At 37.7% G+C, this 12,071-nt stretch carries 8 protein-coding genes and 1 pseudogene; 6 read left to right on the top strand and 3 right to left on the bottom strand.

The window, feature by feature from the left end; all coding sequences use genetic code 11:
• Window positions 1-47: 47 nt before the first annotated feature.
• The gene (locus tag PSR12_RS21215; protein WP_446720661.1) at window positions 48-1,739 is read right to left on the bottom strand and encodes a sigma-54 interaction domain-containing protein; all 1,692 of its coding nucleotides are present in this window, start codon (window positions 1,737-1,739) and stop codon (window positions 48-50) included.
• A 175-nt stretch (window positions 1,740-1,914) separates the two neighbouring features.
• Here PSR12_RS21215 and PSR12_RS21210 point away from each other — a divergent pair, with 175 nt between their 5' ends.
• From PSR12_RS21210 to PSR12_RS21190, 5 genes and pseudogenes are all read left to right on the top strand, one after another.
• A complete protein-coding gene (locus PSR12_RS21210) occupies window positions 1,915-3,096 on the top strand; it encodes an NAD(P)/FAD-dependent oxidoreductase (RefSeq protein WP_004224299.1) in 1,182 nt (393 codons plus the stop codon).
• Window positions 3,093-4,112, top strand: a complete 1,020-nt coding sequence (locus PSR12_RS21205) for a proline racemase family protein (RefSeq protein ID WP_004224302.1) — start codon at window positions 3,093-3,095, stop codon at window positions 4,110-4,112. Before PSR12_RS21210 ends, PSR12_RS21205 begins: the two co-directional genes overlap by 4 nt.
• 12 nt (window positions 4,113-4,124) lie before the next feature.
• The gene (locus tag PSR12_RS21200; RefSeq protein ID WP_221683031.1) at window positions 4,125-4,997 is read left to right on the top strand and encodes a proline racemase family protein; all 873 of its coding nucleotides are present in this window, start codon (window positions 4,125-4,127) and stop codon (window positions 4,995-4,997) included.
• 26 nt (window positions 4,998-5,023) lie between these two features.
• Window positions 5,024-5,926: a 4-hydroxy-tetrahydrodipicolinate synthase gene (gene dapA, locus PSR12_RS21195; RefSeq protein ID WP_274770436.1), complete on the top strand. Its 903-nt coding sequence runs from the start codon at window positions 5,024-5,026 to the stop codon at window positions 5,924-5,926.
• 17 nt (window positions 5,927-5,943) lie between these two features.
• Window positions 5,944-7,427, top strand: a pseudogene (locus PSR12_RS21190) (aldehyde dehydrogenase family protein).
• Window positions 7,428-7,494: 67 nt separating this feature from the next.
• On the opposite strand, the gene rpoN reads toward PSR12_RS21190, so the two are convergent.
• Together rpoN and PSR12_RS21180 are read right to left on the bottom strand one after the other, a co-directional pair.
• A complete protein-coding gene (gene rpoN, locus PSR12_RS21185) occupies window positions 7,495-8,781 on the bottom strand; it encodes an RNA polymerase factor sigma-54 (RefSeq protein WP_274770433.1) in 1,287 nt (428 codons plus the stop codon).
• Window positions 8,782-9,027: 246 nt separating this feature from the next.
• Complete coding sequence (locus PSR12_RS21180) at window positions 9,028-10,092, bottom strand: M24 family metallopeptidase (RefSeq protein ID WP_257520665.1); 1,065 nt, start codon at window positions 10,090-10,092, stop codon at window positions 9,028-9,030.
• A gap of 138 nt (window positions 10,093-10,230) precedes the next feature.
• Here PSR12_RS21180 and PSR12_RS21175 point away from each other — a divergent pair, with 138 nt between their 5' ends.
• The gene (locus PSR12_RS21175) at window positions 10,231-11,913 is read left to right on the top strand and encodes a peptide ABC transporter substrate-binding protein (RefSeq protein WP_004224317.1); all 1,683 of its coding nucleotides are present in this window, start codon (window positions 10,231-10,233) and stop codon (window positions 11,911-11,913) included.
• Window positions 11,914-12,071: the final 158 nt, after the last annotated feature.

Below are 12,071 nucleotides of genomic sequence, written 5' to 3'. Positions count from 1 at the left end.
TAAAGTATCAAACAATACGTGTATAAAAAATGGACAGTTTAAAAAAATTAGACATCTATATTTAGCCTTTTTAATCGGTTGTATAAAGTGGCGCGTGTAATGCCTAATTTTTTTGCACACATCTTTTTATTGCCATTCACAGAAGTCAGTTGTTGCAAAATAATTTCTCGCTCATAATGTTCAAGCTGTTCACTTAATTGGGAGCCATTGCTATGTGGCAAGTCTTTTGGTACCTCTAGTAGTTCTGCTTTAGGAACAGCCGCCAAAATATCGGCTGGTAAATCTTCTACATGAATGGCTCCCTCATTTGAAAAAACAACGAGCCGTTCTATAACATTACTAAGTTCACGTACATTTCCTGGCCACTGATAGTGTAATAGAATATTGACAATCTCAGGAGGAATTCCTTGAATAGGGCGGTTGTATTTAATCGATTTTTCATATAAAAAATAGTTGCTAATTTCTAAAATATCTGATGCACGCTCTCGTAATGGGGGAACAGTGAAATTTACAACATTTAAACGATAATATAAATCTTCTCTAAATTTTCCTTCTGCTACTAATTGTTTTAAGTCCCTATTCGTAGCAGCAACTAAATTAAAATCAACATCCATTTCTTTTGTGCCACCGACAGCATAAAATGTTTTTTCTTGTAGCAATCGCAAAATTTTCACTTGCATGTCTAAAGGCATTTCCCCAATTTCATCTAGAAACAAGGTGCCGCCACGTGCTAACTCAACTTTCCCCTTTTTTCCTTTTTGATGGGCACCAGAAAAGGCCCCTTTTTCATAACCGAAAATCTCACTTTCAAATAAGCCACTTGGAATGGCCCCACAGTTGATTGCTACAAAGGGCGCTTCAGGTTTTTCTCGAATGGCATGGACGGCTCGAGCGAAAAGCTCTTTGCCGACCCCGCTTTCACCATATATTAAAATATTGGCTTCTGTTTCAGCGACTTTTTTTACTTTTTCAAGCACATTTTTAAGCTGTGGGCTATTGCCACGGATTAATGTAAAAGGATCATACGCTAAGCCATTCGTATTCATCTGTTTCTCTAAATTCAGTAATTTTTCCGATGTAATATGGAGCTCCTCGTTTAATTTTTTTACATGCGTAATATCTGTCTCTGCCACCACTGCGCCAATCGTTTTATCATTTAACATAACAGGATTTGAATTAATCATCACGACAAGATCTTCACGAGGAAAATGTTGTTGCTGATAAACGGATTTCCCATGCTGTAATGTATGTAATATTTCAAGTTGGTCTTCTTTAAAGAAATTCGTGATGGGTTGTCCAATAATATGATTGCCAGATACAGAAAAAATACTTTCGGCACCTTTTGTCCAATAAATGACGTTTTGATTACCATCAATGACAGTACATGATTCATTAATGGTTTCTAAAATAGTGTTTAAGTAAGCGTTAGTACACTCTAATTCATAGGCAAGATCATGCATTAAGGATTCTTTCCATAAATAACCTATATATTTTTTTTCTTCGTCACGCACAAGTAAATACTCATATTCCTCTAAATAATCAAGCGCTGTTTTGAGCGGACAATCCATACGAACAATTTGACAGGCGATATAGTTAATATCACTTTTTCGTTTGCCTCTTTTAACGGCATAAGGTTTGTCATTTTCAATAACAAAATACTGTATTTTATCATTATTCATTTTAGTAATGACTTCTTCTATAGGGATAAAAGCGAAATTTCGTTTTAGCATTTTATTCATAATTAAATGGTATGGATGCAATGTAAGTCCCCCTTCGTAACCGTGTGTCAAATTTTTTAGAATATTAAAATTTATTTTGACATATAGTGGCTTCTTAATCAAACAAATTTCAGATGTTTAGATTGGCATAGTTTTTGCACAATGTTAAGTGCTAGTTAAAAAAGGGGGGAGAACCTTGGGGACATCTCATCATGATATCGTTATTATTGGCGGAGGCATTATTGGAGCGGCAATTGCTTATTATTGTGCAAAGGCGGGACTTGAAATAACGGTACTCGAAAAAAATGAATTAGCGAGTGGTACATCTTCTCGTTGTGATGGCAATATTTTAGCCATTGATAAGGACCCGGGCTTTGATAGCCAAATGTCATTAGTAAGCCAACAATTAGTACATGACTTAGATAAAGACTTGGAAATTAAATTTGAATACCGTAACCCAGGAAGTATTCTTGTTTGTGAAAGTGAAGTAGAAATGGAAGCTGCACAGCAATGGGTGACACGGCAAAAACAAGCGGGTCTAGATTTTAAAATGTTAGACCGCGCAGATTTAAGAAATGAATCAAAGTTTTTTGCAGACGATTTATATGGTGGGCTTGAGTGTAAAACCGACTCAACAGTGAATCCGTATATGCTGACGTTTTCCATGTTCCATTCAGCAGAAAAATTAGGCGCAAACATAAGAAAACATACCGAAGTCAGAATGATTAAGAAGCAGTCAGATGGCACATTTTTAATCGATACAAATGTGGAGACGATGACGGCTAACAAAGTAATTAATGCTTGTGGTATTTGGGCTCCAAGCATTGGCCAGATGTTAGGCATCGATATTCCAATACAGCCGCGTAAAGGACACCTTATTGTGGCGTCTCGTCAAGAGCCAGTAGGTCTTCGCAAAGTGATGGAATTTGGCTATTTAATTTCTAAATTTGGTGGAGAGCGGATGGTGGATGCGGATATTGAAAAATACGGTGTGGCATTAGTTTTTGAACCAACCGAAGCACAAAATTTTTTAATCGGGAGTAGTCGTCAATTTGTTGGGTTTGATACAAAAGTCAATCATGATGTTGTCAAAATGATTGCAAGGCGTGCTATGCGCTTTTATCCGAAAATCGCCGATATGTCGATTATTCGTACATATTGTGGGTTAAGACCATGGACGGAGGATCATTTACCAATTATTTGTGAAGTAGAGCAAGTACCTGGCTTCTATATAGCGGCAGGTCATGAAGGGGACGGTATAAGCTTAGCTGCCGTTACAGGAAAACTCGTGCAAGAATTGCTGCAACATAAAAATACGTGTATTCCGACGGAGCCAGTTAATATGAATCGATTTCAGAAGGGAGTACTTCACACATGAAATTCCAAAAGCTATTTACCACAATTGATACCCATACAGGGGGCAATCCAACAAGGTCACTTATTAGTGGTATGCCGAAACTAAAAGGGGAAACGATGTCAGACAAAATGTTATATATGCAAAAACATTACGACTGGATACGCAAGTTTTTGATGAACGAACCCCGCGGCCATAGTGTTATGTCAGGTGCGATTATTACTGACCCTTGCCATCCAGATGCCGATCTTGGTGTTATTTATATCGAAACGGGTGGCTACTTACCAATGTGTGGACACGATACGATTGGTGTATGTACAGCACTTGTCGAAGCAAAATTAATAGACATTCAAACACCGTATACAAATATTACATTAGACACGCCAGCAGGTTTAATCGATGTACAAATTAAAGTAGAAGAAGGAATTGCGAAAGAAGTGACATTTAAAAATGTACCTTCATTTCTATTAAAAAAAGTGGATATTGAGGATCCAGAGCTAGGGACAGTTGAATGTGAAATAGCCTATGGGGGCAATTTTTATGGTATTGTCGATGCTCGTAAAATAGGTCTTGATTTATCAGTAGAAAATGCGACAGCAATCATTAATACAGGTATTCGTCTCCGAAATGCTGTCAATGCCAAAGAAAAGATTGTCCATCCTGAGTTTTCATTTATTGAGGGACTCACACATATGGAGTTTTATACGGATGCTACCAATGAATTAGCACATTTAAAAAATACAGTCGTTGTACCACCAGGTGGGATAGACCGGTCACCATGTGGTACAGGAACGTCAGCTAAAATTGCTACGCTTTATACGAAAAATGAGCTGGCAGTCAATGAACCATTTGTTTATGAAAGTATCGTAGGAACATTATTTACAGCACGTGTACTAGAGGAAGTAACAGTAGGTGATGGGGTGGCCGTTATCCCTGAAGTAACAGGGTCTGCGTGGGTAATGGGCATGCATAAATTCTTTTACAATGAGCAAGATCCATTAAAAGAAGGCTATTTAATGATTCCACCGATGGATCACTAAAGGAGGATATAGATGAACTATAACAAATCTTTTCAAACAATTGATACACAAGTAGTGGGGGAAGCCTTTCGTATAGTGGTGCAATCACCTATTGCCATTTATCAAGAACAAATAGCAGAAGCGGCTACTGCATTAAATACACAATTTGAAAATACGAAAAACCTTTTATTAAATGAGCCACGAGGACATCGTGGTATGCATGGCTGCGTAATATTGCCATCTGCCGTTGCTTCATTTCGGTTATTATTTTTCCAACATGCGGCATCGACAGATTATAAGTATGAGGCACTTGTAGCAACGACAACGGCATTACTAGAATGCGGCACAATTGAATTATCAGACGACAACATCTATTCGATTGAAACGGTAAAAGGTATCCACCAAGTATATGTAAAACTTTCGGAATCAAAAGACGAAGTACTGTCAGTTCATTTGACAGTGAAGCCAGCAAGGATAGCCGGTGAGCGAGTTGTAGTGGACGATGAACGACACTATATTGTGATGGAAAAACCGCATCATATAAAGGCACTCGTGCTAGATGAATTAGCTTATATTAGCACTTGGGGAATAACTGAAAGTGCCAAATATCATGATGCTGATGGTGTAATTGTGTATGAAAAATTAGACAGTATGGTACGTTCAGTAACATTTGAACGAGATGGCTATATTTTACGTTCGCCAAGTGTTGATAGTACATTAGCTTTAACTGCTATATTAGGCGATCAAGCAGTTCAAATAAATAATAGTATTTTCGGCAGCAGTATCGAGTTGACACGAAAACATGAAGTTGGCTACGAAATTGCATTAAAAGGATATATCACAGGAATCCATCAATTTGTAGTAGATAGCGAAGATCCATTACAACAAGGATTCATCATTGTGTAATAACTAAAACTGAGGAGGAAAGAATGATGAAAAAATTAGAAGGTGTATTTCCAGTATTAGTAACGCCGATGTTAAATCAAACAGACATTGATTGGGATGGTTTCCGTCAAAATATTGAACATTTTATTGAAGCAGGTGTAACAGGCATTGCAATTAACGGTAGTACAGGGGAATTTGTAAGTTTGTCAAAAGAAGAACGTATGAAAGCGGTAGAAGTAGCAGTCGATCAAATTAAAGGTCGTATTACGTTAATCGTAGGGACAGCTGCAGAGACTACAGCGGATGCTGTTGCCTATACACAACAAGCTGAACAGGCTGGAGCAGACGCTGCATTACTTATTAACTCCTATTATGCACATCCGAAAGACGAGGAAATATATTTACACTTTAAAACAGTAGCAGAATCGGTTAGCTTTCCAATTATGATTTATAACAATCCGTTCACATCAGGTGTGGATATTGGTTTGGACACGATATTAAAAGTAGGCAGAGAAGTACCAAACATCACACATATCAAAGAATCGAGTGGTAGTATCGGCAAAGCACGTGATATTGTACGCCAAGGACAAGACGATATTAAAGTATTTTGTGGATCAGAAGATTTAGCAATTGAATCATTCCTTGTCGGTGTGGTCGGTTGGATTTCTGTATCAGGGAACATCGTGCCTGAACTTGTAACTGAACTATACAACAATGTACAAGAGGGTAATCTAGAAAAGGCGTGGTCCATTTACGATCGACTTTTACCATTATGTGCGTTTTTAGAAGGCTCAGGTAAATATGTACAAATTGCTAAACGTGCAATGGAACTAAAAGGTTGGGCAGGTGGACCATGCCGTTTACCACGTTTGCCACTGACGGCAGAAGAAGATGCGCAATTAAAAGCTATTTTGGCTGACTTAGATGTGTTGGTTACTGAACTTCATTAACAAAAGGGGTGTCAAATATGGAGGCTTTATTAACGCTGAAACCAAAAGTACTAGAATTTTTACAATCACCGATTGGGTTATACATTAACGGTGAATACGTGGCATCTCAATCAGGTAAAAGCTTTGACGTTTTAAATCCAGCGAATGAAGAAGTCATTGCAACTGTAAGTGAGGCACAAGCTGAAGATATCAACGTCGCAGTGTTAGCAGCACAAAAAGCATTTGACGGTGAGTGGTCTTTCATGGAGGCAGCTGAACGTTCACGTATTATTTATAAATTTGCGGATTTAATAGAGGAACACCGTGAGGAATTAGCACAGTTAGAATCATTAGATAATGGGAAGCCTTACGAAACAGCATTAGCTGATGATGTAGATGGTACTGTGCAACATTTCCGTTATTATGCAGGTTGGGCAACAAAAATAACAGGGCAAAATGTACAAGTATCTAAAAATTATTTAAACTATACGGTTCATGAGCCGGTAGGTGTTGTTGGACAAATTATTCCGTGGAATTTCCCGCTTGCCATGGCTGCATGGAAATTAGGCGCTGCATTAGCAGTTGGTTGTACCGTTGTGATTAAACCAGCAGCGGAAACACCGTTGTCATTATTATATGTAGGGAAATTAATGAAACAAGCCGGTTTGCCTGATGGTGTTGTGAACATTGTTCCTGGAACAGGAGAGGCAGGAGAGGCCATTGTCACACATAAAGGTGTCGCAAAGGTTGCATTTACTGGCTCAACAAAAACAGGTATTCATGTTATGAAAAAAGCAGCAGATGATGTGAAAAGTGTGACGTTAGAACTCGGTGGTAAATCGCCAGCAATTGTGTTGGCAGATGCAGATATTGAAACTGCAATCGAAGGTACATTTGCAGGAACAATGTATAATCATGGTCAAAACTGTAGCGCTTGTACTCGTGTATTTGTGCACAGTAGTTTGTACAATCAATTCGTGGAAAAGCTTGCTGAGAATGCACAAGAAGTAAAACTAGGACCTGGATTAGATCCACAGACAGAAATGGGTCCACTCGTTTCGCAAAAACAATTGAATACAGTACTTGGTTTTATCGAAAAAGGAAAAGCAGAAGGTGCACGGCTTGTAGCAGGTGGTGGGCGTGCATTTAACAAAGGTTACTTTGTGCAACCTACTGTATTTGCAGATGTACAAGATCATATGACAATTGCCCGAGAAGAAATTTTTGGGCCAGTCATGTCCATCTTTTCGTTTGAAACAATAGAAGAAGTCATTGCACGTGCAAATGATAGTAAGTATGGATTAGCTGCAAGTATCTGGACGGAAAATGTGAAAAAAGCTCACTATATCTCTAGTAAACTACAAGCAGGAACCGTATGGATCAATGATTTTGGTTTAGAATGGGAAACAATGCCGTTTGGTGGCTATAAGCAATCAGGTATAGGTCGCGAAATGGGTGGCGAATACGGCCTGTCCAACTATACAGAAATAAAAGCGTCTTTGTTAATATGAAACAAAATTGAATGTGTAACCCCCCTTAAAATAGACAGGAAAGGAGCTATCGACAATGCGATAGCTCCTTTCAAATGCTTAACTAAATTGAATTTCCTTGCGTCGTGAAGATGATGGGATATTCATCTCCTCACGATATTTTGTAATCGTACGACGTGAAATTTCGATACCATGACTCATTTTGAAATAGTTAGCAATTTTTTGATCTGACAACGGTTTATTTTTATTTTCGTTCTTAATATAGTCAGTCAGCAGTGATTTCACCTTTACTTGGGACACGCTGTCACCTGTAGTTGTTTGTAATTTTGAAGTAAATAAATCCCGAAGCTCATACGTACCATATGGTGTTTGAACATATTTATTTGTTGTAACACGACTAACGGTTGATTCATGTACACCAATTTGCTCAGCAACTTCACGCAATGTGAGAGGCTGTAAAGCAGCAAAGCCATGTGTAAAAAAGGCTTTTTGCTTGTCAATAAGAGCCGTCATAATTTTGATAATGGTAAGGCGCCGTTGTTCAATACTGTTAACGAGCCATTGATAATCTGATAACTGCTTTTTAAAATAACCCTTGTCAGAAGAATTGCTCGTAATATATGGAACGTAGTCAGGGTGAAGTTTAAGTTTAGGCAAATAAAAGTCATTTAAAGAAAATGTAATAACATTATCCTTAACTTGTACAATAATGTCCGGCGTATTGTGTTGAATGGCTTCTTGATGGAACAGTGAACTTAGTTTAGGCTGTAAAGTTAGAATAAATTGATAAATGGCTTGCATATCGCAAAGCGAGATATGTAACTCATTCGCGATTTGTTGCCATTTTTTATTTGCAAATGCTTCTAAATGATTGGCAATCACTTCATCAGTATGTTTTGGACTATCATGACGATAAATTGTTTGTAACAGTAAACACTCTTGTAAACTGCGTGCCCCAACACCAAGAGGTCCAATTGTTTGTAATAAGTGAATACCTTTATGAATTTCATGCTCCTTATAAATAGGCACAATAGGTGGTTCATAGTAACCGTTGTCATCTAAATGATAAATAATATGTTTAAGTAATTTTATATCTGTGTCTTTAGAGAATGTTAACTTCACTTGTTCAAATAACTCATCGCGAATATTTTGTTCATATGTAGATAAAGTATCTACCATGTTTGTTTGACCAGTTATAGTTTTTGAAGTAGGCATACGTTCTGGGACTGTTGGCTCAGTCAATGCTATTAATGGATTCATCAATTCTTGTTCACGGATAAACTGCTCTAGTTCTTGAGTAGAATACTGTAGCAATTCAATGGCTTGGCGAAGTTGCACGGTCATCACTAAATTCAAATCTTGTGTTTGTTTCATTGATAGATGCATAATAAAACCTCGATTCTCTATTTAATTACCAGAAAACGATAGAAAATGATGTTCATAATTAAAATAGCGTGTCGGTAGTATTTCTTATCAGCCGGTGACTAGAAACTTTGACATATCTAATGTAATGTACATGTAATTACTTAAAAATTGCTGTTAGCAAAAGATGCGACGAATGTGTCTAAAATCTAAACATGCCGACACTAAGTGTATAAAATATAGAAATATTCTTCTCACAGTATGAAGCGCTTATAAAATAATAAGCTCCTTTGGTGAGTGCGTAATGATTTCAATGCCATCTTTTGTGATAATGACATCATCTTCTATTCGGACACCACCTAAATCGGCTATATAAATACCAGGTTCCACTGTAAGTACCATATTCTCTTCTAGCAGATCTTCGCAAACAGTAGACATAAAAATATTTTCGTGAATATCTAAGCCAATCCCATGCCCAGAACCGTGTCCATAATGTTCCCCATAACCTTTGCTTGTAATAAAGTCGCGGCTATAACTATCTGCTTCTTTCCCTGTTATACCAGCTTTCATATGCATGAGCGCATGCTGCAATGAGTTGTATACGATTTGATAGATTTCTTTTAATTTTTCTGGTGGCTCACCTACAGCGATTGTTCGCGTCATATCTGAACGATAACCTTGATAATAAGCACCAAAGTCGAGTGTTAGCATATCGCCTTGTTCTACGATTTTGTCAGTTGCAACACCATGTGGTAGGGCGGAGCGCTTACCAGAAGCGATAATCATATCGAATGCAGCCCCAGTAGCACCATTTTTACGCATATGCGCTTCTAATTCATTGGCAATGTCAATCTCTGAAACACCAGGTTTAATAAATGTTAAAATATGTTGGAACGCTTCGTCTGAAATCCACGCTGCTTTTTTTATTAGTTCTATTTCCTTAGGTGTTTTAATCATTCGCAAATCTTCCACAATATTTGATAGCGGTTTTAATGTAGCTGTTAGTTTACTAGCCATTAATTGATACGTATAGTAACTCACATGCTGTTGTTCAAATCCAACTGTTTGGATAGATTCGGCATCGAAAATCTCTTGAATCGTTTCATATAAATGTGCGCGTTCTATTTGACGTACCTCAAAAGCACGGCTTTGTTTCGTTGCCTGTTCGGTATAACGAAAATCCACAAGTAACATTGACTTTGTTGGTGTAATCACTACTGTACCAGCACTCCCTGTAAATCCAGTTAAATAACGACGGTTTTGATCGTTTGTGATGATAAGCGCCTCTGTTTGTTGTTTTTGTAATGCTCCTCGTACTTTTTGTAGTTGTGACATGCTGTAATTCCCCCTTTCTAGAATATATTGCAAATTCTATGCCAGTTTTATAAGTCTAGAAAAGTATCGGCATGATTATTGCATATTAGTTAATCAGTACGGTATCCATCGTGCAATAAAATCAAAGGGGTTTTGAGTATGGCTAAAAAGACGAAATGGCTCGTTGTATTGTTAGGTCTTATGCTCGTTGTATTAGTGGGCTGCTATGGTAAAGAAGACAATTCAGCCGGTAGCTCAACTGGGGGAAATAGCACGGACAAAGAAGCTACTGATGGGGGAGAGTCTGCTGTTACACAAGAACTTCATTTAGTTGCAGGCGGAGATTTAACGACGATGAGTTCTTTAGGAAGTGTAGATGCACTCGCTGTAACGGCGATGAATTCAGTATTTGAGGGGTTATATCGCATTGGACCAGAGAATACGCCTGTGCCAGGTATGGCAGCGTCATATGAAGTATCAGAAGATGGTACGGTGTATACGTTCAAGTTACGTGAAGACGCACTGTGGAGCAATGGCACTCCGGTTACGGCGCATGACTTTGTCTACGCTTGGAAAAGAGCAATTAATCCTGAAACACAAGCAATTTATTCTTATTTAATGCTCGATATTAAAAATGCTGCAAATGTGCAAACAGAAGGAGATCCACTGTTTGGTAAGGTAGATAAAATCGGCATAAAAGCGCTAAATGATTTTACGCTTGAAGTGCAACTAAATGCACCAATTCCATATTTTTTAAGCTTAACAACTTACGCGCCATTTTTCCCGTTAAATGAAGAATTTACAGAGGCGCAAGGTGATCAATACGCGTTAGAAGCAGCAAACATGATTTATAATGGTCCATTTATTATGGAGTCTTGGCAGCACGGACAAGGATGGACTTTTGCAAAAAATGAAAACTATTGGGACAAAGATGCTGTTAAGCTAACGAAAATAACGCAAAAAATTGTAAAAGATACTGCTACAGCAGTTAACTTATATGAGGCAGGGGAAATTGATACGACTGAGTTATCAAGTGAGTATGTAGCGCAATACAAAGATAGCCCAGAATATTCAACATTTTTAAAACCAAATACGTATTTTATTCGTATGAATCATGAAAACAAGTTTTTAGGGAATAAAAACATTCGTAAAGCGATTGATATGGCTTGGGATAAACAAGGATTTGCGGATGTCATTTTACAGGACGGTTCTATTCCTGCTTACTACTTAGTCCCTCAAGGGTTATCAACGGATGAGAATGGCGTTGATTTCCGCGAAGCGAATGGTGATATGAATAAAACAGATATTGAAGCGGCCAAAAAAGCGTGGGCTACTGGTTTACAAGAACTAGGAGTTGATAAAGTAACTCTAGAATTTTTAACATATGACCGAGCAGAATCAAAAAAAGCAGCTGAATTTATTAAAAACCAATTAGAAACCAATCTTGCTGGCTTAGAGCTAACGATTAATATGCAGCCGAATAAACAAAAACTAGCATTAGAAGGCGCAGTTGACTACGATTTAGACTATGGTGGCTGGGGTCCGGACTTTCAAGATCCGATGACATATATTGATTTATTTGAATCAACTGCTTACTATAACCAATCCCATTATAAAAATGCAGAAGTGGACGCGTTAATTAAGCAAGCAAAAACGACTGCTGATATTAAGGAGCGTTGGCAATTAATGCAACAAGCTGAAAAGCTGATGATGGAAGATGTGGCATTTGCTCCAACATTCCAAAAAGGTGTAAGTCGTTTAAAGAAGCCTTATGTGAAAAATTTATATGAACATCCATTCTCAGCGGATATTAGCTACAAATGGGTTGAAATCGATAAGTAAAAAAACGAATTAGGGATAAAAGGGAAAGTGGCTGGGACATAAGCTTAAAATCTTAAATAGCGGTACATTGGTATTGATAAATTTTCACTAAGGAACATGCATAAAATATGAACTGATCTTTCTTTTGCAATGAATAATAAATTAGAAGAAAAAACTAG

It is taken from the genome of Lysinibacillus sp. G01H (assembly GCF_028872195.1).
GTDB lineage: Bacteria > Bacillota > Bacilli > Bacillales_A > Planococcaceae > Lysinibacillus > Lysinibacillus capsici.
The sequence above is the reverse complement of the archived record's forward strand: the minus strand, read 5'-3'. Positions and strand labels throughout refer to the sequence as shown.

What these genes read in the sequence shown, in the direction of transcription:
- PSR12_RS21215 (WP_446720661.1), bottom strand. Translation starts at nt 1,739, where the DNA reads ATGAATAAAATGCTAAAACGAAATTTCGCTTTTATCCCTATAGAAGAA.
- PSR12_RS21205 (WP_004224302.1), top strand. Translation starts at nt 3,093, where the DNA reads ATGAAATTCCAAAAGCTATTTACCACAATTGATACCCATACAGGGGGC.
- PSR12_RS21200 (WP_221683031.1), top strand. Translation starts at nt 4,125, where the DNA reads ATGAACTATAACAAATCTTTTCAAACAATTGATACACAAGTAGTGGGG.
- dapA (WP_274770436.1), top strand. Translation starts at nt 5,024, where the DNA reads ATGAAAAAATTAGAAGGTGTATTTCCAGTATTAGTAACGCCGATGTTA.
- rpoN (WP_274770433.1), bottom strand. Translation starts at nt 8,781, where the DNA reads ATGCATCTATCAATGAAACAAACACAAGATTTGAATTTAGTGATGACC.
- PSR12_RS21180 (WP_257520665.1), bottom strand. Translation starts at nt 10,092, where the DNA reads ATGTCACAACTACAAAAAGTACGAGGAGCATTACAAAAACAACAAACA.
- PSR12_RS21175 (WP_004224317.1), top strand. Translation starts at nt 10,231, where the DNA reads ATGGCTAAAAAGACGAAATGGCTCGTTGTATTGTTAGGTCTTATGCTC.